Source organism: Kineosporia babensis, from assembly GCF_021129305.1.
Taxonomy (GTDB): Bacteria; Actinomycetota; Actinomycetes; order Actinomycetales; family Kineosporiaceae; genus Kineosporia; species Kineosporia babensis.
On sequence record NZ_JAJOMB010000005.1, the window covers coordinates 259404 to 283058 of the forward strand.

Below are 23655 nucleotides of genomic sequence, written 5' to 3' on the forward strand. Positions count from 1 at the left end.
ACCCTATGCCCTGGGTCCGACAGTCTCAGGCGGACACCCGGTACTCACTGGGGCTCATCCCGCGCACCCGTTTGAAGGCCGCACTCAATGCGAACGGGGTGGCGTAGCCGACCTGGCGGGCCACCGCGGCCAACGTCAGATCGGGCGAACGCAGCAGGTCAGCGGCCAGAGTCAGGCGCCAGTGGGTCAGGAAGGCCATCGGCGGCTCACCGACCAGCTCGCGAAAGCGCCGGGCCAGGCCGGCCCGGGACACCCCGACCTCGGCGGCCAGCGACTCCACCGTCCAGGCCCGGGCCACGTCCGCGTGGATCAGCCGCAGCGCCGGGCCGACCACCGGGTCTGCGTAGGCCGCGTACCAGCCCGGGGCCGCCACCTCCGGGCGGGCGAACCAGGCCCGCAGCACGCTCATCAGGGTCAGGTCGAGCAACCGGTCAAGCATCGTGCTCTGCCCCGGCTCGTCCCGCAGCATCTCCTCGGCCAGCAGCGCGGGCAGCGGGCTGCTCCAGTCCGCACCGGCCAGCACCACCAGTTCGGGCAGTGCATCGAGAAGGCGGCGGCTGGTGTCCCCCGGGAGCTGATAGGTGCCGATCACCAGCACGGTGCCGCCGTCGCGGTGGTTGCCCCAACTGCGCGCCCCGAAGGAGGCCATCGGCAGATCACCGTCGAAGCCGGCGACCGGCCGGCAGTCCTGCCCGGGCAGGACATCGATCTGTGGCGGGGTACCCGGTTCATCGGCCAGCGTGTACGGCCGAGGGCCCTTGAACAGCGCCACATCACCTACCTGCAACCGGTGGACGCCGCCTTCGGCGGGAAGCGCACAGGCCGAGCCGGAGACCACCGTGCAAAGGGTGAGCGGGGCTTCGTCCACCACCCGGATCGACCAGGGCGGGGTGAGCGAGGCCCGCAGCAGGAACGCCTCCCGGGCGCGCGGCCCGTCGAGCAGCGCCGACATTCCGTCCATGTGAAGATCGTAGACGCTTGCGTATGCCACTGCGCGGTTCGGCCATGGAGAACGCTCAGCGGTCCGGGCTCAATAGACGTCATGAACGAGATCAGCCGCACCTCGGAACTTGTCGTGGTCCTCACCGCCGCCGGCTGCGGTCTGCTCGCCGGCGTGCTCTTCGCCTTCTCCGGCTTCGTGATGGCCGGGCTGAACCGGCTCCCGCCCGGCCAGGCGGTCGCCGCGATGCAGGGCATCAACGTCACCGCGGTCCGGCCACCGCTGATGCTGGCCATGCTCGCCACCGCAGCAGGCACCATCGCCGTCACGGTGATCGCGCTTCGCAGCACGGACGGCTCTACGCGGGCACTGCTGCTGGCCGGGGCCGTGCTGTATCTCCTTGGCGGCATTGGCATTACCGGTGCCTTCAACGTCCCGATGAACAACGCCCTGGACACCGTCAGCCCCACCTCCGCCGACGTGGCCCAGCACTGGCAGCACTACCTGACCCGCTGGACCGCCTGGAACCACGTCCGTACCGCGGCCTGCCTGGCCGCCTCCGTCTGTCTCACTCTCGCACTGATCTGAAAAGGGATAACCGACAATGACTATCGTCGTCACCGCCGCCACCGGTCAGCTCGGCCGACTCGTACTCCCAGCCCTGCTGAAGCATGGCATTGCGGCCCAGCAGATCGTCGCCGGCGGTCGAAACCTCGCTCCTCTCAAACCCTTCGCCGACCAGGGCATCCAGCTCAAGGTGATCGACTACAACCGGCCGCAGACGCTGACCCAGGCCTTCGAGGACGCCGAGCGAGTGCTGTTCATCTCCGGAACCGAGATCGGCCGCCGGATCCAGCAACACCAGAACGTCGTGGACGCAGCGAAGGCGGCCGGGGTGAGCCTGATCGCCTACACCAGCGTGGCCCGCTGCGACACCACCACGGTCAGGCTGGCCTCCGAAGACCTGGTCACCGAGAACGCGCTGAAAGCCTCTGGCCTGCCTACGGTTCTGCTGCGGCACGGCTGGTACGCGGAGAACTACACCGACCAGATCCCGGCCGCGCTGGAGAGCGGCGCGATCATCGGGGCAGCCGGTTCCGGACGGGTCAGCGCGGCCACCCGGGCTGACCTGGCCGAGGCCGACGTGGTTGCGCTGCTGAACGGCAAGGGCGGCGAGATCTACGAGATGGGCGGCGACCAGGCCTTCACTCTGGCCGAACTGGCCGCCGAAGTGAGCCGCCAGACCGGCAGAACAGTTGGCTACCAGGATCTTCCCACCGAGGAGTATCAGAAGGTCTTGAGCAGCATCGGGATCCCACCACCGATGGACGATCTGCTCGCCGACGCCGATCGCGGCGTCAAAGAGGGTGAACTGCTGGTCCGCTCCGGCGACCTGTCCCACCTACTGGGCCGCCCCACGACCTCCCTCGCGGACATCATCCGCCGCGCCCTGCTCTAGGTCCTCCCATAGTCTGTCGCCCACCGTCAGCGAAAGCGAAGGAACCACATGAGCATCGTCGTCACCGCCGCCACCGGCAAGCTCGGCCGTCTCGCCCTGCAGGCACTGCTCGACCAGGGTGTCCCGGCGGCCGAGATCGTGGCCGGCGGCCGCAACCTCGAGCCCCTGCAGGCCTTCGCCGACCAAGGCGTCCAGCTCAAGGTGATCGACTACGACCGGCCCGAGACCCTGGCCGAGGCCTTCCAGGGTGCCGGCAAGCTGCTCTTCATCTCGGCCAGCGAGCCCGGCCGCCGGATCCCGCAGCACAAGAACGTGATCGACGCCGCCAAGGCCGCCCAGGTCGGGCTGATCGCCTACACCAGCATCGCCAACGCCGACCGCACCACCATGAAGCTGGCCTCCGACCACCTGGCCACCGAGGCCACCCTCAAGGCGTCCGGCCTGCCCGTGGTGCTGCTGCGGCACGGCTGGTACCTCGAGGTCTACACCGAGCAGATCCCCGGCTATCTGGAACGCGGCACGATCGCGGGCGCCGCCGGGAGCGGGCGGATCAGCGGGGCCAGCCGTGCCGATCTGGCCCAGGCCGACATCGCAGCACTGCTCACGGCCAAGGGCGGCGAGGTCTACGAGCTGGGCGGTGACGAGTCGTTCACCCTGGCCGAGCTGGCCGCCGAGATCACCCGGCAGTCGGGCCAGGAGATCAAGTACCAGAACCTGCCCACCGAGAAGTACGCCGAGCTGCTGGCCGGGATCGGCCTGCCCGCGCCCCTGGCCCAGGTCCTGGCCGACTGCGACCGCGGCATCCGCGACGGTGAGCTGCAGGTGGACACCGGCGACCTCTCCACCCTGCTGAACCGCCCCACCACCTCGCTCGAGGATGCCGTGAAGGCCGCCCTGGCCTGATCTTCCCTTCGCGGTCGTGCGGAACCCAGGGCGAGTTCCGCACGGCCACGGGTAAGTTCAAGAGCAACGGACGTCCGCGGCCGGGCCCGTGGGCCAGGAACCTTCGGGCGCGGCAAGAGAGCAGAGCCGATGACCGGCGAGCCATCGGTTCACGAGCGCCCCTCAGGTGACCGACCCTCTGGCCCCCGACCCTGTGGCCCCGGCCCCCTGGCCCCCTGCCCCCCCCCTGGCCCCCTGGCCCTCTGGCCCTCTGGCCCCCGGCCCCCGGCCCCCGGCCCTGGCCCTGGCCCTGGCCCTGGCCCACGAGCGCCCCTCATCCTTTTGTGTACACCTGGTACTCGATGTACCAAGGTGACACATTTCGGAATAGGCCCCAGAGGTCGCGCTACTCTCCGTCACCAGCTACCGGCGACAGCGGCAAGGCTGGGCAGATCGGGCCTTGACGGCGTTTTATAAAGACGCTTCACTAAAAAAATGCCAGCCACCCCCGGGAAGGCGCTCCGCCCGACCACCAAGGTCATGCCTGGCCAGGCCCGCGTCTACAACCGGTCCCTGGTCCTGCAGTCGCTGTACAGCGACGGCCCGCAGAGCCGGGCCGACCTGGCGCGGGTCACGTCACTCACCCCGGTGACGATCGGCGCCCTGGTCAGCGAGCTGATCGCGGAGGGGCTGGCGGTCGAGCTGGGCACTCGGGCGGGCACCGCCCGGGTCGGGAAACCGGCCACGCTGGTGGGTTTCGAGCCTGCGGCGGCGCACATCGTCAGTCTTGACCTGAACCCCGACGTGGTGTTCCGCGGTGCGGTGCTCGACCTGGCCGGCACCGTGCTGGCCACCCGCCAGGTTCCTCGTGAGGGCCGCACCGGCGAGGCGGCGGCGACGGCCGTCATCGAGTTGGCGCTGGAACTGCTCGAGTTGGCCGAGCGTCCGGTGCTCGGGATCGGCGTGGGCAGCCCGGGTGTGGTGGACCAGCAGGGCACCGTCATCAACGCGCCCAACCTCGGCTGGTCGAACATGCCGTTGGCCGAGATTCTGCGCAAGGCCACCGACCGGCCGGTGCACGTGGCCAACGACGCGAACGCCGCCGCCCTGGCCGAGCACAGCTTCGGTGGGGCCGGGACGAGAACGGTCTCCGGTCCCGAGGGCTCGGGTGGGCGGACGGACGGTGAAAGGTCCAGCGGCGTGCTGGTACTCACCGTCGGCATGGGCGTCGGGGCCGGGATCCTGCTCGACGGTGCGCTGGTCCAGGGTGACCGGTTCGCCGCCGGGGAAATCGGTCATCTGATCGTCGAGGAGCCCGGTCTGCCCTGCGCCTGCGGTCGCTCCGGCTGCCTGGAGCGGCTGCTCTCGGTCGGTCATCTGCGCGAAAGGCTCGAGGGCCTGAGCGATTCCGAGCAGCAGGAGGTGCTGGCCCAGGCCGGTACCAGCCTCGGGACCGCGCTCGCCCCGGTGATCAGCACGCTCGACCTCGCCGAGGTCGTGCTCACCGGCCCGCCGGACCTGCTCGGCGGAGCTCTCCTCGAGGCGGCCGGCGCCGCGATCCGGCGGCGGGTGCTGCCGGTGGTCGGGCAGGCCCTCGAGATCCGTCTGTCCACGCTCCACGAGAACAGCATCCTGCTCGGTTCGGCCGTGCTGGTGCTCTCCGGTGAACTCGGAGTCTCCTGAACCGAACCACATCAGCGACGTCCCGGTCGCAACCGGCGAAACGCCAGTAAGGACGTCTCAAAACAGGTCCCGCCAGAACCAGGCAAGAACGGTCCGGCTGCAGCAGCGAGCCGGACCGGTGCTCCCACACACCCATTTTCGCTCTCGTTCCAACGGAGGAAACAGTGAAGATCCGTGCTCTGGCCGCAGTGGGCCTCGCCACCGCCCTCGCCCTTTCGGCCTGTGGTGGCGGCAGCGACAGCGACGACGCCGGCAGTGAAGGCGAAGCGCAGACCGGCACGATCCGGCTCTGGCTGAACGGCGAGGACACCCCGCAGGAACTCGTCGACTACGCCAAGGCCGAGTTCGAGAAGGCTAATCCGGGCTCCACCCTGGAGTTCGAGCGGCAGCAGTGGACCGGCATCGTGGAGAAGCTGACCACCTCGCTGTCCAGCAGCGACAGCCCGGACGTGGTGGAACTGGGCAACACCCAGGCGCAGGCCTTCGAGGCAGCCGGGGCGCTGCTCGACATCACCGACCAGAAGGAGGCGCTGGGCGGCGACGACCTGGTGCAGAGCCTGGTCGAGTCGGGCACCTACGACGGCAAGTTCTACGGCGTGCCCTACTACGGCGGTGCCCGGGTGGTGTTCTACCGCAAGGACCTGATGGAGAAGTCCAAGCTCGAGATCCCCACCTCCACCGAGGAGTTCGTGGCCGCCGGCGTCAAGCTCAAGCAGGACAACGCGAGCGAGTCCGACTTCTCGGGGATCTACTACCCCGGCAAGTACTGGTACGCGGCGCTGCCGTTCATCTGGGACGAGGGCGGCGACATCGCGGTCAAGGAGGGCGAGAGCTGGGTGGGCAAGCTCTCCAGCCCCGAGTCGATCGCCGGGCTGACCACGGTGAAGAAGATCATGGACGAGGCCTCCGGGGCCCCGAAGGACGCCGACGAGGCCAAGGACTACCTGGACTTCTGCAAGGGCAAGGTCGGGATGCTGATGGGCCCGGGCTGGAAGCTCGGCCAGATCATCAACGAGGAGGACGGCTGCCCCGAGCTGGAGAAGCAGATCGGCGCTTTCGCCCTGCCCGGCAAGACCGCCGGCAGCACGGCCCCGGCCTTCCTGGGCGGCTCCAACCTGGCCGTCTCGGCCAAGTCGGAGCACCCACAGCTGGCCACCAGCCTGCTGAAGATCCTGGCCGGCGACGGCTACCAGACCAAGCTGGCCGACCTGGGCCTGCTGCCGGTGAAGAAGACGCTGCTGAGCGAGGTCTCCGGTGACGAGGCCGCGGTGGCCCAGGCCAAGGCGGCCGAGAACACCCGGTTCACCCCGGCCAGCGAGAACTGGGCCGGGATCGAGGCCGGTTCGGTGCTGCCGGACATGCTGGTCGCGATCGCTCAGGGCAAGGACGTGGCCGCCGAGGCCAAGACCGCCGACGAAGCCATCGCCGCGGCCCTGAACCAGTAATGAGCACCCTTCCCCCGCTCGCTCCGCCGCAGGCCGAAAAGCCTGCGGCGGGGCAGGGCCCCAAGAAGCCCGCAGGCCTCAAAGCCCTCCCGTACGCGCTGCTGCTACCGGCGTCCCTGGTTCTGATCCTGGTTCTGGGTTACCCGTTCGGCCGGCTGTTCGTGCTCTCGATGCAGAAGTTCGGCCTCAAGCAGCAGTTCGGCGCCCCGCCGGACTGGATCGGCCTGGACAACTACACCGGTATCTTCCAGGACTCGCAGTTCTGGGTGGTGCTGGCCCGGACCATCGGGTTCTGCGCCGCCGCCGTCGTCCTCACGATGGTCCTGGGCATGCTGGTGGCCCTGCTCACCCGCCGGGTGGGCCGGGTGCTGCGGATGGCCCTGATCGTCTCGCTGCTGTTCGCCTGGGCGATGCCCCCGCTGTCCGCGACCGTGGTCTGGCAGTGGCTCTTCGACACCCGCTACGGCCTGGTGAACTGGCTGCTCTCCCAGTTCGGCGGGGACTTCCACGGCCATTCCTGGCTGAGCAACCCCTGGTCGTTCTTCGGTGTCGCGCTGATCATCGTGGTCTGGATGGGCATCCCGTTCGTCGCCTTCACCCTGTACGCCGGCCTGACCCAGGTGCCCGGCGAGGTGCTGGAGGCGGCCGAGCTCGACGGTGCCGGGGCCGCCCAGCGCTTCCGCTACGTGATCCTGCCGTTCCTGCGCCCGGTGATCCTGATCCTCACCGCGCTGTCGGTGCTCTGGGACCTGCGCGTGTTCACCCAGTTCTACGTGCTGCAGAAGGCCGGCGGAATCGCCCGGGACACCAACGTTCTGGGGGTGTACGCCTACCGGCTGGCCTTCGGCGAGAACAAGTTCGACGTCGGCGCCGCGGTGGCCGTGGTGATGCTCCTGATCACCCTGCTGTTCACCGTGTTCTACCTGCGCCAGATCACCCGTCAGGAGGAGCTGTGAGCCTCACCAGCCCACCCAAGGTGAGCCAGCCGCCCCAGGCGCCCACCACGTCCCCGATCAAACAGACCAAGCGCCGCCGACCCGGTGACCTGGCCGCGAACCTGGCCGCCGTCGTCGTGGTGATCATCGCGATGTTCCCGGTGTACTGGATGATCAACACCTCGTTCCAGCGCGGGGTGGACATCCAGAGCGACACCCCCAACTTCCTGCCCTGGAACGCCACCCTGGGCAACTACCGCAAGGCTTTTGAGCAGGGCGACTTCCTCAGCGCCCTGCGCAACAGCCTGACCGTCACGCTGATCACGGTCGTGGTGGCGATCGTCTTCGCGTTGCTGGCCGCGGTCGCCGTGAGCCGATTCCGGTTCCGCGGCCGCACCACGTTCATCGTCGCCGTGCTGGTGGTCCAGATGATCCCGGCCGAGGCCATGGTGATCTCGCTGTTCAAGGTGCTGGACGGCTGGCAGCTGGTGAACACCGTGCTCGGCCTGACCCTGGTGTACCTGGTGGTGGTGCTGCCGTTCACGATCTGGACGCTGCGCGGTTTCGTCGCCGGGGTGCCGCTGGAACTCGAGGAGGCCGCGATGGTGGACGGCTGCAGTCGCTTCCAGGCCTTCACCAAGGTGACGTTCCCGCTGATGGCGCCCGGGCTGGTGGCCACCGGCACGTTCGCCTTCATCCAGGCCTGGAACGAGTTCACCTTCGCCCTGGTGCTGATGAACAAGCCGGCGAACCAGACCCTGCCGGTGTGGCTGCAGACGTTCAACGAGGGCGCCAAGGGCACCGACTGGGGCGGGGTGATGGCCGGCTCGACGCTGATGGCGATCCCGGTCATCGTGTTCTTCATGATCGTGCAGGGACGGATGACCGAGGGTCTGGTAGCGGGAGCGGTCAAGGGATGAGCGACGTAGCGCGGCAGGCCCACCGGGTGCTGATGGCCTCCTTCCACGGCCTGGAGCTGCCCGGATGGCTGGCCGGCAGGCTGGAGCAGGGGCTGGGTTCGGTGTGCCTGTTCGGGACCAACCTGAGCGGTTCCGACGCCCAGGCCACCGAGCTGACCGGGCAGATCCAGCAGAGCTCGACGGACGGCTGCCTGGTCACCTTGGACGAAGAAGGCGGCGACGTAACTCGTTTGGACGCCCGGCGCGGTGGTAGCACGGCCGGGCATGCGGTGCTCGGGGCGGTGGACGACGTCGCGCTGACCCGGGCGGTCGGCCAGGACATCGGTAAACGTCTGCGGGAGATCGGGATCGGGCTGAATCTGGGCCCGGTGGCCGACGTGAACTGCGAGCCGGACAACCCGGTGATCGGGGTGCGGAGTTTCGGCGCCACCCCTGAGCTGGTCGGACGGCATGCGGTGGCCTACACGAACGGGCTGCACGCGGCCGGGGTGGCGGCATGTGTGAAGCACTTCCCTGGTCACGGGGCCACGGTGGAGGACTCACACCTGTCGATGCCGCGGCTGGACATCGAACTGGAGACGGCGCGACTGCGTGAGCTGGCCCCCTTTGCGACCGCGGTGGCCGCCGGGGTGCCGGCGGTGATGACCTCGCACGTGGTGCTGGCGGCGGTGGATGCGGCCAATCCGGCCACGACCAGTTCGGCGGTGCTCGGGATCCTGCGGGACGAGTTGGGCTTCGACGGCGTGATCGTGACCGATGCGCTGGACATGGCCGGGGTGGCCGGGCCTTACGGCGGTCCGGGGCGGGCGGCGGTGGCTGCACTGGCGGCGGGGGCGGATCTGTTGTGCATCGGTCCGGAACGGGCGCCCGGCGAGATGGAGTCAGTACTGAGCTGGATTGTGGACGATGTCCTCGCCGCGGTCTCGGACGGCCGGTTGGCCCCGGAGCGGCTCGCGGAGGCTGCTCGGCGGGTGGATGCGCTGGTTGCCGCGGTACGGTCGGGCGATCTGCCGACCGGACCGACGCCCGGGGATGGCGGGAATGCGACGTCAGGTTCGGTGGACGGGACCGGGCCGGTCGCGGACGCTAGCCTGGAGGCAGCGCGACGGGCTCTTCACGTTCGCGGCCAGAGCCAGATCCCCGACCTGAAAAATGCTCTGCTGCTTGAGTTTCACGTCACACCGGGGATCGCCGCGGGAGAGGTACCGTGGACCTTGCCACTCGAGGTCGCGGTGAAACGTTCTCTCTCCCCCGCCGACGACGTGGTGGCGGTGCTGGCGCAGGTGCCGGAGCGGCCGGTGGTTGCGCTGGTGCGGGACGCGCATCGGCACGCCTGGGTGGCCGACCGGCTGGAGCAGATCGCCCGGGCCCGCCCGGACCTGATCACGGTCGAGACCGGGTGGCCGGTCGTGGATGCCGAGGGCCGGCCCACGGGAGTGCCAGGTGCAGTGGCGGTATGGACGTACGGAGGATCGTCGGTGAGTCTGCGAGCGGCTGCGGAAAGACTGGGTACGGCTCAGGTGAGGGCTCAGGGTACGGGTGCGGGCGATTCCCGGTGAGTGAGCGCAAGGTGCTGGCCGGGCTGGACATCGGCGGTTCCAAGGTGCTGGCCGTGGCGGTGGAGATCGCGGAGCCGGACGGCCGGGCCGAGGTGATCGAATCCGTTCGGCTCAGCACCGGTCTCGGGCCGGAGGGTGTGGTCGACACCGCGGCCCGGGCCCTGGAGGCTCTGGCCGAGCGGTTGTCGGACCGGGGCGCCGGGCGTTCCGCTTCCGACCCGCTGCCGGCCCGGCCTGGCCGCGTCGTCCCACCACCTCGTGACCTGTTCAGCGGCGTCGGCATCGGCATCCCCGGCCTGGTGGACGCCGCCCGCGGCCACATCACCCACGCGGTGAACCTGGGCGTCGGCCCCGGCGGGCTTCCCCTGGCCGAGCGCCTCGGCCGACGGCTGGACCTGCCCGTGGTGGTGGAGAACGACGTCAACGCGGCCGCGCTGGGGGCGGCGGCGCACCTGCGGCTGGGCCGGGTGGACATGGCCTACCTCAGTATCGGCACCGGCATCGCGGCGGGCGTCGTGCTCGACGGTGAACTGCGCCGAGGGCCGCACAATGCGGCCGGCGAGATCGGGCACATCCCGGTGGATTCGGCCGGTCCGGTGTGCAGCTGCGGTCAGCGCGGTTGCCTGGAATCGGTGGCCTCCGGCAGCGCGATCGCCGAACGCTGGAGCACCCGCCCGGGCAGCGACCTGCCGTCCGGCCAGGACCTGTTCGCGGCCGCCGCCGACGGCGATCCTTCGGCCAAGGCACTGCGGGAAGAGGTGGCCGACTCGCTGGCCGCCGGAGTCCGCATGCTGGCGCTCACCGTCGACGTAGACCTGGTCGTCCTCGGCGGTGGGGTGGCCGAGATCGGTGAACCGCTGCGTCACGCCGTGGCCAAGGCCCTGGAACGGCAGGCGACGGGCTCGGCCTTCCTGCGCGGCCTCGATCTGGCGGCCCGGCTCACCGTCGTGCCCCGCGACCAGCCGGTTGCCGCGATCGGCGCCGCACTGCTGGCCCTCAACCCACCTCTGCTGCCCATCGACACCGCCGGCCCGGCCAACCCGCCTGCACCAACTGGCCCGGCTGATCCGCCCTCGGCGAAGGCAGCGGTGAAGGCCACCACCGCCGCTCCTCCCGGAGCAGAATGGACCGTCGCCTGATGGAAGTCATTGTCCTCCCCACCCCTCTCGAGACCGCCGCGCTGGCCGCCGACATCATCGAGACGCTGCTGCGCACCAAGCCGGACCCGGTGCTCGGCCTGGCCACCGGCTCCACCCCGGGCCCGCTGTACGAGGAACTCACCCGCCGGCACAAGGACGGCGGGCTGAGCTTCACCCACGCCCGGGCCTTCATGCTCGACGAGTACGTGGGCCTGCCCAAGGACCATCCGGAACGCTACGCCGCGGTGATCCAGCGCGAGGTGACCGACCGGCTGGACATCCCGGCGACCGCCGTGCAGGGCCCGGACGGCTCGGCCGAGGACCCGATCGCCGAGTGCGCCCGCTACGAGCAGGCGATCATCGACGCGGGCGGGATCGACGTGCAGATCGCCGGGATCGGCTCGAACGGGCACATCGCCTTCAACGAGCCCGGCTCCGCGCTGACCTCGCTGACCCGGCCGAAGACCCTGAACGCCCGTACCCGGCAGGACAACGCGCGCTTCTTCAGCTCCCTCGACGAGGTGCCCAGGCACGTCCTCACCCAGGGGTTGGGCACTATCGGCCGTTCTCGCCACCTGCTGATGCTGGCCAGCGGCGAGGGCAAGGCCGAGGCGGTGGCCCAGGCGCTGGAGGGCCCGCTCGCGGCCGTGTGCCCGGCCTCGATCGTCCAGTTGCACCGGCACGCAACGGTTCTGCTCGACGAGGCGGCGGCTTCCGGTCTGCGGCTGCGGGAGTACTACGACGACATCTGGGCCAACCGGCCCGCCTGGCAACCGCTTTAGCCCTTGAAAAGCCCCTGCGGCGGCTCGGGCGAGCGTTCGGCCACCGCATCGCTGACCGGCCCGGCCCCGGCCACGAAGTTCTCCAGGTCGGTGCCGGCCAGCACCCGGGCCGCGAACACGTCCGAAGCAGTACGCCGGGCCAGCACCCGCAGCGGCAACGGCCCGGTACCGGCGACCAGCACCAGGTTGCCGAACCGGCGGCCCCGCAGCACCGGAGGCTGGGCCACGATGGCGGTCTCCCGGAACAGGGTCTGGGCGGTGGCCACCTGCCCCCGGGCGAAGTTCAGACCCGGGCCGTCGGCCAGATTCGCCGCGTAGATCCCGCCCGGCCGCAGCACGCGCGCGGCCTGCTCGGTGAACTCGGCCGAGGTGAGGTGGGCGGGGATCCGGGCGCCGCTGAACACGTCCACGATCATCAGGTCCACGCTGTCCTCGGTCAGCCCGCTCAGCACCTCGCGGGCGTCCCCGGCCCGGACCCGGATGTTCGAGTTCTTCGGCAACGGCAGATGCTCACGGACGAACTCGATCAGCGGCTCGTCGATCTCCACCACCCGCTGCCGCGAGCCCGGCCGGGTGTGCGCGACGTAGCGCGGCAGGGTCCAGGCGCCGCCGCCCAGATGCAGCACGTTGATCGGCTGCCCGGGTTCGGCGGCCAGGTCGATCAGGAAGCCCAGCCAGCGCATGTACTCGAACTCGAGACGGGTGGGGTCGGCCAGGTCGACATGCGACTGGGCGGTGCCCTCGACCGTCAGGGTGAACGAGTCGGGGCGCTCGGGGTCGGGGACGATCTCGGCCGTGCCCTGTGCTACCTGCTTACGGGCGTGCGCATCCATACGCCGTACCTGACCACGTGACCCCACGGCGTCGATGATGTCAGACGGTGGGATAGGAAGAGCGCATGAGCGACATCGGGATCCACCAGTTCAACGACAACAATCTGGCCCGGTGGAGCGCCATGGGCTTTCCCACCGGCGGCCTGCCCGACACCGAGGACGTTTTCTCCCGGCACACTTTCGGCGGGGGTCAGATCGTGGTGCGCCGTCCGTTGCCGGCGGCCCGAATCGAAGAACTCTTCGCCGAGCCGGTGCGCGGGCGCCGGAACATGATCGAGGACACGTTCGGGGTCGGCGGGGTGCGGGTGCCGGATGACGTGACGCCGTTAACCTACCCGGTGATGGTGCGCCCGGCCGGGCCGGTGGCGGTGGCCTTGCGGGCGGGCGTCGAGGTGGTTGCCGTGTCGTCTCAGGCCGAACTGGAGACGGCCGAGCGCGTCATCGTGGACGGGTTCCCCCGGCCGGAGGTGCAGCCTTGGGTGAAGGGCGGATTCATCCCCCCGGCTGTGCTGGGCGATCCCGGTTGGCGCACCTGGCTGGCCCGGCGGGACGGAGTGCCCGGGGCGGCGGCGGTGAGTTACGACGACGGCGAAGTTCTGGGCATCTACTGGCTGGCCACCCTGCCGGAGCATCGGGGCGCCGGACTGGCATCTGCGGTGATGACCTCGATCCTGGCCTCCCGGCCCGAACGGGCGTCGGCGCTGGTCGCGACCGTGGCCGGGCTGCCCTTGTACGAACGTCTGGGTTACCAGAGGGTGGCCGAGGGGATCTGGTACGCACGCCGCAGTTGAAGGCTCGTTGAACTGGATGGGCCGGTGAACCGGGTTCCGGCATGATGGCGCCCGTGGTGAAGAGAAGCGCAGCGATGCTGGTCTACCGGTTCGACCACGACGGCGACCTCGAGGTGCTGATCGCACACATGGGTGGGCCGCTGTGGGCGCGCAAGGAGGAGCACGCCTGGTCGATCCCGAAGGGGCTGTTCGAGCCGGGCGAGGACGCCCTGGCCGCGGCCTTGCGGGAGTTCCGGGAAGAGATGGGCTCGCCCGCGCCGGAGGGCCCGTATCTGGAGCTGGGCGACACCAAGCAGTCCAGCGGCAAGGTGATCACCACCTTCGCGGTGCACGGTGAGCACGACGTCAGCACCTTCTCCAGCAACCTGTTCGAGATGGAGTGGCCGCGCGGCTCGGGGAAGATGCAGTGGTTCCCGGAGATGGACCGGGCGGCCTGGTTCGACCTGCCCACCGCCGCGACCAAGCTGGTCAAGGGCCAGCTGCCGATTCTCGACGCGCTGAGCGCAGCCGTCCGCCGGCCGCTAGAACTGGATCTTTGAGCGTAGACGACGGGGACGGTCGTCCGGATCGTAGACGGTCCGGTACACCGGGGTGGCCCACAGGCGGGTAAGTCGTCCGATCGGCTCCGGGCGGTGCACCCGGGCGTGCCCGCCCGGCCTCTCCCCCGTGCGACCGCCGGCGTGCCAATCGTCCATTGCTTGTGCTCTTTCGGCCCACAGGTCGAAGGCCGAAGCGGGGTCGAGCAGGCGCGGGTCGTCGGTTCCGAGGCCGAGGTGCTCCGCCCACAGCTGCAACCTCAGCTCGCGCGGCAGCTTACGGGCGCCCAGCTGACGAGGCTCACGCGGATCGTGCTCCGGGTCCAGCACGGCGCAGGTGAGCTCGCTGTCGTTGGTCCAGGACCGGCGATTGAAATTGTCCGAACCGCAGGTCATCCACACGTCGTCGACCACGCACACCTTGGCGTGCACATAGATCGGCACGCCCTCGGCATTCTCCAGGTCGTACACCGCGAACCGTTCCGGCGCGGCCTCTTTCAGCGTGCGGATGGCATCCAGCTGACCCAGCCGATTCGGCGGCGTGTTCTGGTCCGGATACCGCGGCACCACCGCGATCACCCTCAGCTCGGGCTCCCGCCGCAGAGCCTCGGCAATGCCCGCGGCCACGACTTTCGACCACAAGTACTGGTCCTCGAAATAGATCAGGCTCCTGGCCTGGCGAAAAGCCTTCTCGTAAGCCCGGGCCACACTCCGCTCGCCATCGGCGGCAAAGGGATACCGCGGCCGCTTGGCACCGTACGTACGCAGGATCTGCACGGCATGACGGCCGCTGGGCTGCGGATCCGGGAAGGACTCGGGCAACTTCTTCGGCCGACGCGGCATATGGGCCCGGCGCTGGATCAGCATACGATAGGGAGTACGGCGATCCAGCGGCGTCGGATCATCCCAGCGTTCAATGAAAGTCCGCAGCAGATCACCCACGATCGGCCCGCGCAGTTCCAGCGCTGCATCGTGCCAGGGCGCCCGCCCCTGATACCGCTGATCCATCGGCGCCTGCTGCGGATCCCCGTGGTGCTCGGCATCGTCCCGGCGCGAATAACACAGGTCGATACCGCCGACGAAGGCCACGTCCCGATCAGGCTCACCCCGGTGCCGGATCACGAAAAGCTTCTGATGATGCGCCCCGAAGCGCCGAACCCGCTGATCCAGAAGAACTTCCCCACCGGCCAGATTGATCTCCGTGCCGAGCCGCTGATTCTCCTGAGCACTGAACGCGAAGCTGTCCGAATGCGAGCGCCACAGAAGCCCTCTCACCTCAACGCCGTTCTTGGCCAGACCGGTCAGCATCTCCCCGATCGTCGGCCCGTCCTCCAGCAGCTTCTCGTCCCGGTCACCGCGCCAGTCGGTAAAGTACAGCCGATCGCCACTTTTCAGCGCGTCGAGCTCTTCGTGGAGCCGGCGGAAATACTGGGCTCCGTGCACCACCGGGCGCACCTGATTACCGGCAACCCAGCCCCGGCCGTCGTCCCTGGGCACCCGGTCGATCGAGGACGAGGGGTTGCCCCGCTCGCTCGGAGTGAGGAACCAGGTGCGGGTGGCCGGGTCCTCCGCCTCATCGACACCCGCCACGTCGATGTCCGGCTCCGGATCGATGTCCGGCGCGGCCTCCCCCTCTTCGTCAACGTTGGGCAGGCCATCAAGATCGCGCTCACCAGCGCCGTCGCCAGTACGAGTCATCGAGCCACGACCATCCTCCACGTCCCGCCCTGCACGCCCGGCCATTTCCCGCCTCGCCGGGTGGCCGGGGCCTCATCACCCGCAAAACTCCCGCCCGTCCACTTCCTCCCGAGATTAACCCCGCGCCTCCCATCCGCACCTCCACGCCGTGCTGCGGTCCAATGCCGCGAGAGGAGGGCGAGTTTCGGGCGACTCCCCCAGGCGGCACAGGCAGTTCCAGAAGCACAGACAGACGTGGGCGCGGGGACTGTGCGGGGACCGGGTACGGGTTGCCTGGGTGCGGGTTGCCTGGGTGCGAGTTCACTGGGCGCGAGTTCACTGGGCGGCGCGTGGAGCGCCGGTGCAGGCCGGCAACGGGCCGCGGGGTTGCGAGGCGTGGCCACGGAATGTGGATACGGAGTGTGGGCGCAGGTGCGGGGTGAGTTCATCAGCGCGGGCAAGGGCCCGTCCGCCGAGCCGGACCAGGGCTGCGACTCGGTTCGCCGGCAAAACCGAGAATGGGCGGCCGCTGGGGAGGCGGCCGCAACGTGTCCATGTGGTACGTCCGGTACCAGGTGTACACATTTTCGAATGCTCGTCAGCTTCGCTGAGGTGCCACCCACAAGAAGCCGCGGAAATCTGGGCCCGTACCGCCACCCAGCCCTGGCTTGTTCCTTCTCCACCCCTGCCACTACCCGGCGAAATCACGACATCATGTAAACAAAGTGCGCCCTCCGGCACTTTGTTTACGCACTCTCGAATCGCCCGAACCAGCGCCCGCCCAACCCCTCACGGTCGGGGACTGCCTCTCCTTGCCGGGCGCGATGCGGTGGCGCACACTCCCCGGCCCGCCCATACCCGCAAGGCCGCCACCCCAAGGCGACCCCGGCGCCGCGCACACTCCCCCAGCGCACACTCCCTCCAGCTGCACACTCCCCCAGCCGCGCACTCCCTCCAGCCGCGCACTCCCCCAGCGCGCACTCCACCAGCGCGCACTCCACCAGCCGCACGCTCCCCCAGCCGCACGCTCCCCCAGCGCAGGCTCTCCGGGATGGAGCAGCCGCGATGAGCCCCCTGGAAAGCGGAAAGCCGGTGCCTGGACGCTGTTCAGCGTCCAGGCACCGGCTCTCGGCAAGAAGGTCAGCCGGCGGTGGGTTCGGCTTCCTTCAGGGTGACCTCTACCTTGGCGTCGGCCTCGTCGACCGGCACGGTGACCAGCTCGGCGACCGTGCCGGCGGCGCGCAGGTCTCCGATCACGGCCTGGACGGCGGCGATCCGGGCCGGGGTGTCGGAGACCACGACCTTTTCCACCTCGGCGCGGACCGACTTCTTGGCGTCGGACTTGGTCTTACGGATCTGGCGCAGCACGTCGGCGGCCACCGCGAGCACCGAGAGCTCGCCGGTGGCGGGCTCGTCGGAGTTCTGCAGCAGTTCGCGGACCTCGACCGGGGCGGGCCAGGCAGCGCGGTGGATCGAGCCGGCCCCGAAGCCGGGCAGGCGCTTGCCGTCTTCCGAGGTGGCCATCGACCAGGCCTCTTCGGTGACGTAGGGCAGGAACGGCGCGAACAGGCGCAGCAGCACCGAGACCGCGGTCCGCAGCGCGGTCTGGGCGGAGACCGCACCGGCGCCCTCGCCGTAGGCCCGGTCCTTCACCAGTTCCAGGTAGTCGTCGCAGAACTGCCAGAAGAACTCTTCGGTCAGCTTCAGCGCGCGCGAGTAGTCGTAGGCCGTGAACGCCTTGGTGGCTTCCTCGACCAGGACGATCAGCTGGGTCAGCACGGCCTCGTCGACCGGCTCGACGATCGTGCCCTCGGTGACCGCCCCGGCCGCGGAGCCGAAGCCGAGCGCGAACTTGGAGGCGTTGACGATCTTCATCGCCAGCCGCCGGCCGATCTTCATCTGGCCCGGGTCGAAGGCGGTGTCCACGCCGAGGCGGGCGCTGCTGGCCCAGTACCGCACCGCATCGGCGCCGTGCTGCTCCAGCAGGTCGGTCGGGACCACGACGTTGCCCTTGGACTTGGACATCTTCTTGCGGTCCGGGTCGAGGATCCACCCCGAGAGCGCGGCGTGCTTCCACGGCACCTGGCCGAACTCGTGGGCGCTGCGCACCACGGTGGAGAACAGCCAGGTCCGGATGATGTCGTGGCCCTGCGGGCGCAGGTCCATCGGGAAGGTGCGGGCGTGCAGGTCCTCGTCCTCGCTCCACCCGGTGACGATCTGCGGGGTGAGCGAGGAGGTGGCCCAGGTGTCCATCACGTCCGGGTCACCGGTGAAACCGCCCGGCTGGTCGCGCTGCTCGGCGGTGTACCCGGCCGGGACGTGCGACTGCGGGTCGACCGGCAGCTGCGCGTCGTCCGGGACCAGCGGCTTGTCGTACTGCGGCTCGCCGTCGGCGTTCAGCGAGTACCACAGCGGGATCGGCACCCCGAAGAAACGCTGCCGGGAGACCAGCCAGTCGCCGTTCAGGCCCTCGACCCAGTTGTCGTACCGGTGCCGCATGTGCTCCGGGTGCCACTCGATCTCGCTGCTGCGGCCCACGAAGGCGGTGCGCAGCTCCTCCGAGCGGCCACCGTTGCGGATGTACCACTGCCGGCTGGTGACGATCTCGAGCGGGCGGTCACCCTTCTCGAAGAACTTGACCGGGTGGGTGATCGGCTTCGGGTCGGCCAGCAGGTCGCCGGCCTCCTTCAGCATCTCGACCGTCTCCTGCTGGGCGCCGTAGACCGACTTGCCGGCGATCCGGGCGAAGGCGGCGCGCCCGGCCTCGGTCTCCAGCCAGGCCGGGGTCTCCGAGGTGAGCCGGCCGGTCTTGGTGATGATCGCCCGGGTGGGCAGCTCCAGCTCACGCCACCAGATGACGTCGGTGGTGTCACCGAACGTGCAGATCATCGCGATGCCGGTGCCCTTGTCGGGCTGGGCCAGACGGTGCGCCACGATCGGCACCTCGACCCCGAACACCGGCGTGGTGACGGTGGTGCCGAACAGCGGCTGGTACCGCTCGTCGTCCGGGTGGGCGACCAGCGCCACGCAGGCCGACAACAGCTCGGGCCGGGTGGTGGAGATGGTGACGCTCTGGCCGTCGGCCCGGTGGAAACGCAGGTCGTGGTAGGCGCCCGGGCGCTCCCGGTCCTCCAGCTCGGCCTGGGCCACCGCGGTCTGGAAGGTGGTGTCCCACAGGCTGGGCGCGTCCGAGGAGTACGCCTCGCCGCGCTCGTAGTTCTTCAGGAACGCCCGCTGGCTGATCTTCTGCGAGTACTGCGAGACCGTGGCGTAGGTCAGCGACCAGTCGACCGACAGGCCGAGGGTGCGCCACAGCTGCTCGAAGACCTTCTCGTCGGTGGCGGTGAGCTGCTCGCACAGCTCGACGAAGTTGCGCCGGCTGACCGCGACGAAGTCCTGCCGCTTGGACGGAACCTTGGCCGGCGGCGTGAAGTCCTCGACGTACGGGACCGACGGGTCGCACCGGACGCCGTAGAAGTTCTCCACCCGGCGCTCGGTGGGCAGGCCGTTGTCGTCCCAGCCCATCGGGTAGAAGACCTCACGGCCGCACATCCGCTGGAACCGGGCGATGGTGTCGGTCTGGGTGTAGCTGAAGACGTGGCCGACGTGCAGGGAGCCCGATACGGTCGGCGGCGGGGTGTCGATGGAGTAGACCTCGGAGCGCTCACGGGTCCGGTCGAACCGGTACGTACCTTCTCGCTCCCAGGTCTCGCCCCATTTGGCTTCGAGACCGTCGACTGCAGATTTCGGGCTTCCCATGCCGAAGACTCTATCGGTTTCGGGCGACCGCTTTTCTCGCCTGTGGACAACCGCCCTAGTCCTCGCGGACCAGCAACGTTGCGTCCGCGGCGATCACGGCCAGGGCCAGCGTCCGGTAGCCCACCTGCTCGAACAGCACGGTGATCCGGTCGGCCTCGTCCCGCATCACCACGCCCGGGCCCCACTCCCGGTGCCGGACCCGCTGGTTGGTCTCGAACTGCACCGCCGCGACCTCCGGCGGCACCTCCTCGGCCTCGGCCTCCTGCTCGGCGGTGGAGCCGGACTTGCAGGAGTCGCAGTTGCCGCAGCCACCGTCCGGGTGTTCCTCGCCGAAGTAGCCCAGGAGGAAGTCGCGCCGGCACCCCGTCGTCTCGGCGTACCCCCGCATCATCGACACCCGCGACTTGTCCATCTGGGTGTGCTCTTCGTCGATCGCCTCGGCCGCCGCGACAGCAGCCGCCGCCGGGACGTCCACGTCGGTGTACGACAGGGCCGAGTCCTTCAGCGCGAGCGCCCCGGCCTGTTCCAGCAGATTGACGGCGCCGGTGAGCTTGGTGTGGGTCAACTCCAGTTCGCGACGCAGTTCGACCACGCCGACCGACCCGTCCGTCTTGGTGTGCTCGAGTACCGCACCGGCCACCGTCGCCAGCAACTCCTCGTCCGCGCCGGCGGAGGCGAAGAAATTACGCAGCGAGAGGTCCTCGGGGCGGTAGTAGAGGCAGGCCAGGGCCGGGTTGCCGTCGCGCCCGGCCCGGCCGATCTCCTGGTAGTAGGAGTCGATCGAATCGGGGACGTCCGCGTGGACGACGAACCGGACGTCCGCCTTGTTGATCCCCATCCCGAACGCGTTGGTGGCCACCACCACGTCCACCTCACCGGCCAGGAACGCGTGGTGCACCTCCTCGCGTTCGGCCGCCTTCAGTCCCGCGTGGTAGGCCCGGGCCGTACGGCCCTGGGCGCGCAACTGCTCGGCGTACTCCTCGGTGGCACGCCGGGTGGCCGCGTAGACCAGGCCGCTGCCCTCGAGCCCGGCGACCCGCTCGACGACCGCCTTCTCCTTGTGCCGGGCCTCGGTGAAGCGCCGCACCTCCAGCTCCAGGTTGGGCCGGTCGAATCCGGTGACCAGCTGGACCGGGTTGCTCATCCGCAGCCGCTCGACGATCTCGGCCCGCACCGGCGGGGCGGCGGTGGCGGTGAGCGCCAGAACCCGGGGGCGGCCCAGCGTCTCGACCACGTCGCCCAGGCGCAGGTAGTCCGGCCGGAAGTCGTGCCCCCAGGCCGAGACGCAGTGCGCCTCGTCGATCGCGATCAGTGAGACCTTGAGCTCGGAGAGCCTTTTCAGGACGTCCTGGTTGGCCAGCTGCTCCGGGGCCAGGAAGACGAACTCGGCGTCACCGGCGGTCAGCGACTCCCAGGCCTCGTCGGTCCGGCCCCGGCTCTGCGCCGAGTTGACCGCGACCGCGCCCAGGCCCGCGTTCTCTCCGTGCCGGGCCAGGTTGGCCAGCTGGTCGCGCTGCAGGGCGATCAGCGGGGAGACCACCACGGTCGGGCCGTCCAGCAGCAGGCCGGCCAGCTGGTACACCGCCGACTTGCCCGCGCCGGTGGGCATCACGACCATCACGTCCCGGCCCTTGGCCAGGGCCTTCACGGCCTCGAGCTGACCAGGGCGCAGGCGGGGCAGGCCGAGCCGGGTACGGGCCAGCCGGCGGATCCGCATCGAAAGGGGAACCAACTTCACGCGCCCATCCTGCTGGAAACCGGTGCCAAGAGCACGTCCGGCACTTTTCCGTACCGAACGTTGCTCATCGATCACGCTACTGGACCACCCGGATCCGGCGACTCCAGCGGACTCCGGCCAAGTGATTAGCGGGCCTTGCGACGACCGCGCGGACTGTGAGGGAATGACCGGACCCGCTCTGTTCTGCCGACCCGAGGCCGCAGTTGTGAACCCGCTGTACGGAACGCCGGAAGAAGCCGCAAAGTCACCGGGCGGCGAAGGTATTCAGGATCGGCCGGCCGGTGAACACCAGGCCCCCGGCTGGGGAACTCCCGGCGAGGCGAAGGCCAAGAACTCCCCGCAGCTGCGGCGCCGGAAGGTGCCCTGGGGCCGCCGCAACGGTGCCCCCGAGTGGGCCCAGATGGTAGTGATGAGCGTGGGCACCGTGGTGATCGGCCTGGTCGGCTGGGGCGCGTTCAGCGTGTTCGACCGGCCCGGGAACGACAGCCTCGAGTGCTACATGCTGCCGTTGGCGGACGTGAACCAGATCCTCGGCGGAGAGGCCGACTACGAGCGCTCGGAGCACGACGGCTGGTGCACCTGGAGCCTGGACGACTCGGTCCTGGGCGAGGACGCGACGATGACGATGACCTCACGCCCCTCCACCCTGGACCGGATCGACACCGAACTGCGGGAGCGGGACATCGCCGCGTCCGAGCAGGAGGTGGCCGAGGGCCAACTCGAACTCATCCCAGGCCTCGGCGATTTCGCGGTCTGGAACCCGCGTAGCCGCAGCCTGGACTGGTACGCCCAGCAGCGCACGTACTACCTGGACCTGAGCGCCACCGGCAGCCTCTCCGAGGCCGAGACCCTGGACAAGGCAAGGCAACTCGCGGCCAAGGCGACGGCCAACACCGAACCGGCCCTCGACCGGGCCGGCAGCCTCGACGACTGAACCCGGCAGCGGCCGGTGCGCACACCGTCCTCAATCGGGCTCCGGTCTCTTGAGCAGCCCGGGGTGGTAGGCCTGGATCCGGCCCTTGCCGTGCGCTTTGGCCGCATACATGGCCACGTCGGCATGCACCAGCAGGTCCTCGATCCGCACCTTGGCCGAGGCCATCGCCACCCCGATGCTGGCCCCCACCTCGAGGCCGTTGGTCACCTCCAGCACCGAGACGCCCAGCACGATCCGCTCGGCTACCTGCTCAGCGATCTCCAGCGGGGTGTTGTGCAACAGGACGGCGAACTCGTCGCCGCCCAGCCGGGCCACCACGTCCACCTGCGCCCGGGTCACACTGCGCAGCAGATTCGCCACCTGGAGCAGCAGTTCGTCGCCGGCCTTGTGGCCGAGCGTGTCGTTGACCTCCTTGAAGTCGTCCAGGTCGACGAACAGGACGGCCAGCGACTGGTCTTCGCGCCGGGCCGACATCTGGTGCACCGCCTCGGTGAAACCGGCCCGGTTGGCCAGCCCGGTCAGGCCGTCGGTGAGCGCCTGTTCGCTGAGCTGGCTGTGCACCCGGCTGTTCTGCATGGCCAGCGCGGTCTGGTTGCACACGCTGCGCACCGCGGACAGCAGCTCCGGTTCCAGCCGTTGCGGGTGCCCGAGAACGATGTACGCCACGAAACCGTAGTTGCTGAACCGCAGGACCATCCAGGTGCAGGCCCGGCCGACAGCCCGGTCGAGCAGCGGAATCGCCAGCGGGCCGATCACCCCGTCCTCGTGGTCCAGCCCCTCGGAAGGGTCCACCCCGATGTCGGCCAAGGTCATCGGCCCGACCTCAGCGGCGAAAGTCCCCAGTGTGCGGTCCAGGACCAGTCCCTCGCCCCGCATGTCGAGCTTGACTATCCGCAAATCCTTGGACGAACGGACGATCTCGGCATGGGCGGACCAGGCGATCTCGCGGATCGCGGCCGGATCGGTGAGTCCGAGCAGAGCGGTACCCTTTTCGGCCACCATGCGCTCACGGCCCACGCTCAGGTCCCGGCCGATGCTCTCGGCCCCGACCCAGCGACCGGCCAGACCGCTGGCCACGTAACCGGTCATCCCGCCGAGCAGGAAGGCCCAGGCGTGCGGATCGTCGGGCTGCCCGAGCAGGTGCGAGGCCGGTACCTCCAAGATCAGCGAGATCTCGTACAGCACGATCCGCACCGCCACCTGGAGGTTGGAGCCGTACAGCGAGCGGAACCAGATCATCGGGAAGACGAAGCCGAACGCCACCGCGGGCTCGTCCAGGCTGGACATCACCCCGATCAGGGCCAGGGCCTCGGCCACGTCGTTGAAGATGCCGACCCGGGCGAGGCGGTAGCTGACCGTCCAGGACACCAGCAGGATGACGAGCGAGACGCTCAGGGTGTCCCAGTCGTCGGCGGCCGCGGCCAGCATGTGCGGCATGGTGAACACGGTGGAGGCCAGCGTGAGCACGCCGAAGATCCATCGTGACCGCTCCAGGGTCGTGCCGGAACGCCCGGTCCACGACACCCTGGTCCCCTCCGGATCCTGCATCCCTGGTCCGATCCCCCGCCCGAATCTGCCCCAGCTGGTTGTCGTCCCGATCACCGGAGCACTTGAGGCGTTTCGGTCCAGCTGAGAGAGCCCTG

Annotated in this window: 19 protein-coding genes; 13 read left to right on the forward strand and 6 right to left on the reverse strand. The window is 69.5% G+C overall.

The features are described from left to right. Positions 1 to 25 precede the first annotated feature (25 nt). On the reverse strand, positions 26 to 961 hold the full coding sequence (locus tag LR394_RS41500) for an AraC family transcriptional regulator (RefSeq protein WP_269329005.1): 936 nt from the start codon (positions 959 to 961) through the stop codon (positions 26 to 28). An 81-nt stretch (positions 962 to 1042) separates the two neighbouring features. Here LR394_RS41500 and LR394_RS12175 point away from each other — a divergent pair, with 81 nt between their 5' ends. From LR394_RS12175 to nagB, 10 genes are all read left to right on the forward strand, one after another. Next, on the forward strand, positions 1043 to 1528 hold the full coding sequence (locus LR394_RS12175; protein WP_231441075.1) for an anthrone oxygenase family protein: 486 nt from the start codon (positions 1043 to 1045) through the stop codon (positions 1526 to 1528). Positions 1529 to 1544: 16 nt separating this feature from the next. Continuing rightward, the gene (locus LR394_RS12180) at positions 1545 to 2399 is read left to right on the forward strand and encodes an SDR family oxidoreductase (RefSeq protein WP_231441077.1); all 855 of its coding nucleotides are present in this window, start codon (positions 1545 to 1547) and stop codon (positions 2397 to 2399) included. Between the two features lie 48 nt (positions 2400 to 2447). Beyond that, the gene (locus tag LR394_RS12185; protein WP_231441079.1) at positions 2448 to 3302 is read left to right on the forward strand and encodes an SDR family oxidoreductase; all 855 of its coding nucleotides are present in this window, start codon (positions 2448 to 2450) and stop codon (positions 3300 to 3302) included. A 474-nt stretch (positions 3303 to 3776) separates the two neighbouring features. Beyond that, the gene (locus tag LR394_RS12190) at positions 3777 to 4964 is read left to right on the forward strand and encodes an ROK family protein (RefSeq protein WP_231441080.1); all 1188 of its coding nucleotides are present in this window, start codon (positions 3777 to 3779) and stop codon (positions 4962 to 4964) included. A gap of 164 nt (positions 4965 to 5128) precedes the next feature. After that, on the forward strand, positions 5129 to 6409 hold the full coding sequence (locus tag LR394_RS12195; protein ID WP_231441082.1) for an extracellular solute-binding protein: 1281 nt from the start codon (positions 5129 to 5131) through the stop codon (positions 6407 to 6409). Continuing rightward, positions 6409 to 7365, forward strand: a complete 957-nt coding sequence (locus LR394_RS12200) for a carbohydrate ABC transporter permease (RefSeq protein ID WP_231441084.1) — start codon at positions 6409 to 6411, stop codon at positions 7363 to 7365. Before LR394_RS12195 ends, LR394_RS12200 begins: the two co-directional genes overlap by 1 nt. Further along, entirely contained in the window at positions 7362 to 8264 is a 903-nt protein-coding gene (locus LR394_RS12205) for a carbohydrate ABC transporter permease (protein ID WP_231441086.1), read from the forward strand. The genes LR394_RS12200 and LR394_RS12205 overlap by 4 nt, the downstream gene beginning before the upstream one ends. Next, a complete protein-coding gene (locus LR394_RS12210) occupies positions 8261 to 9823 on the forward strand; it encodes a glycoside hydrolase family 3 N-terminal domain-containing protein (protein ID WP_231441088.1) in 1563 nt (520 codons plus the stop codon). Before LR394_RS12205 ends, LR394_RS12210 begins: the two co-directional genes overlap by 4 nt. Then, positions 9820 to 10962 (forward strand): ROK family protein, encoded by a 1143-nt coding sequence (locus LR394_RS12215; protein ID WP_231441090.1) that lies wholly within the window; start codon positions 9820 to 9822, stop codon positions 10960 to 10962. The genes LR394_RS12210 and LR394_RS12215 overlap by 4 nt, the downstream gene beginning before the upstream one ends. Then, a complete protein-coding gene (gene nagB / locus LR394_RS12220) occupies positions 10962 to 11744 on the forward strand; it encodes a glucosamine-6-phosphate deaminase (RefSeq protein ID WP_231441093.1) in 783 nt (260 codons plus the stop codon). Before LR394_RS12215 ends, nagB begins: the two co-directional genes overlap by 1 nt. Here nagB and LR394_RS12225 read toward each other — a convergent pair. Continuing rightward, complete coding sequence (locus LR394_RS12225; protein WP_231441095.1) at positions 11741 to 12577, reverse strand: spermidine synthase; 837 nt, start codon at positions 12575 to 12577, stop codon at positions 11741 to 11743. The two genes, nagB and LR394_RS12225, sit on opposite strands and share 4 nt — an antisense overlap. Positions 12578 to 12642: 65 nt before the next feature. On the opposite strand from LR394_RS12225, the gene LR394_RS12230 reads away from it, so the two are divergent. Next, on the forward strand, positions 12643 to 13368 hold the full coding sequence (locus LR394_RS12230; protein ID WP_231441097.1) for a GNAT family N-acetyltransferase: 726 nt from the start codon (positions 12643 to 12645) through the stop codon (positions 13366 to 13368). 53 nt (positions 13369 to 13421) lie between these two features. Next, positions 13422 to 13907 carry an NUDIX domain-containing protein gene (locus LR394_RS12235; protein ID WP_231441099.1) on the forward strand — a complete coding sequence of 162 codons (486 nt, stop codon included), beginning with the start codon at positions 13422 to 13424 and terminating at the stop codon, positions 13905 to 13907. Here LR394_RS12235 and LR394_RS12240 read toward each other — a convergent pair. The 3 genes from LR394_RS12240 to LR394_RS12250 all read right to left on the reverse strand — a co-directional run bounded on the left by LR394_RS12240 (position 13890) and on the right by LR394_RS12250 (position 21078). After that, positions 13890 to 15602 carry a phospholipase D family protein gene (locus LR394_RS12240; protein WP_231441101.1) on the reverse strand — a complete coding sequence of 571 codons (1713 nt, stop codon included), beginning with the start codon at positions 15600 to 15602 and terminating at the stop codon, positions 13890 to 13892. The two genes, LR394_RS12235 and LR394_RS12240, sit on opposite strands and share 18 nt — an antisense overlap. 1119 nt (positions 15603 to 16721) lie before the next feature. Further along, a complete protein-coding gene (valS, locus tag LR394_RS12245; protein WP_231441103.1) occupies positions 16722 to 19340 on the reverse strand; it encodes a valine--tRNA ligase in 2619 nt (872 codons plus the stop codon). Positions 19341 to 19395: 55 nt separating this feature from the next. Beyond that, complete coding sequence (locus tag LR394_RS12250) at positions 19396 to 21078, reverse strand: RecQ family ATP-dependent DNA helicase (RefSeq protein WP_231441106.1); 1683 nt, start codon at positions 21076 to 21078, stop codon at positions 19396 to 19398. 163 nt (positions 21079 to 21241) lie between these two features. Between LR394_RS12250 and LR394_RS12255 the strand changes: the two genes are divergently transcribed. Next, positions 21242 to 22012 (forward strand): hypothetical protein, encoded by a 771-nt coding sequence (locus tag LR394_RS12255; RefSeq protein ID WP_231441108.1) that lies wholly within the window; start codon positions 21242 to 21244, stop codon positions 22010 to 22012. 30 nt (positions 22013 to 22042) lie between these two features. Here the strand turns inward: LR394_RS12255 and LR394_RS12260 are convergent, their stop codons facing one another. Continuing rightward, the gene (locus tag LR394_RS12260; protein ID WP_231441109.1) at positions 22043 to 23479 is read right to left on the reverse strand and encodes a GGDEF domain-containing protein; all 1437 of its coding nucleotides are present in this window, start codon (positions 23477 to 23479) and stop codon (positions 22043 to 22045) included. Between the last annotated feature and the right edge of the window lie 176 nt (positions 23480 to 23655).

Excerpts from the sequence above, each read along its gene's own strand:
- valS (WP_231441103.1), bottom strand. The coding sequence starts at position 19,340 with ATGGGAAGCCCGAAATCTGCAGTCGACGGTCTCGAAGCCAAATGGGGC.
- LR394_RS12210 (WP_231441088.1), top strand. The coding sequence starts at position 8,261 with ATGAGCGACGTAGCGCGGCAGGCCCACCGGGTGCTGATGGCCTCCTTC.
- LR394_RS41500 (WP_269329005.1), bottom strand. The coding sequence starts at position 961 with ATGGACGGAATGTCGGCGCTGCTCGACGGGCCGCGCGCCCGGGAGGCG.
- LR394_RS12180 (WP_231441077.1), top strand. The coding sequence starts at position 1,545 with ATGACTATCGTCGTCACCGCCGCCACCGGTCAGCTCGGCCGACTCGTA.
- LR394_RS12185 (WP_231441079.1), top strand. The coding sequence starts at position 2,448 with ATGAGCATCGTCGTCACCGCCGCCACCGGCAAGCTCGGCCGTCTCGCC.
- LR394_RS12190 (WP_231441080.1), top strand. The coding sequence starts at position 3,777 with ATGCCAGCCACCCCCGGGAAGGCGCTCCGCCCGACCACCAAGGTCATG.
- LR394_RS12255 (WP_231441108.1), top strand. The coding sequence starts at position 21,242 with ATGACCGGACCCGCTCTGTTCTGCCGACCCGAGGCCGCAGTTGTGAAC.
- nagB (WP_231441093.1), top strand. The coding sequence starts at position 10,962 with ATGGAAGTCATTGTCCTCCCCACCCCTCTCGAGACCGCCGCGCTGGCC.
- LR394_RS12230 (WP_231441097.1), top strand. The coding sequence starts at position 12,643 with ATGAGCGACATCGGGATCCACCAGTTCAACGACAACAATCTGGCCCGG.
- LR394_RS12240 (WP_231441101.1), bottom strand. The coding sequence starts at position 15,602 with ATGACTCGTACTGGCGACGGCGCTGGTGAGCGCGATCTTGATGGCCTG.
- LR394_RS12175 (WP_231441075.1), top strand. The coding sequence starts at position 1,043 with ATGAACGAGATCAGCCGCACCTCGGAACTTGTCGTGGTCCTCACCGCC.
- LR394_RS12200 (WP_231441084.1), top strand. The coding sequence starts at position 6,409 with ATGAGCACCCTTCCCCCGCTCGCTCCGCCGCAGGCCGAAAAGCCTGCG.
- LR394_RS12225 (WP_231441095.1), bottom strand. The coding sequence starts at position 12,577 with ATGGATGCGCACGCCCGTAAGCAGGTAGCACAGGGCACGGCCGAGATC.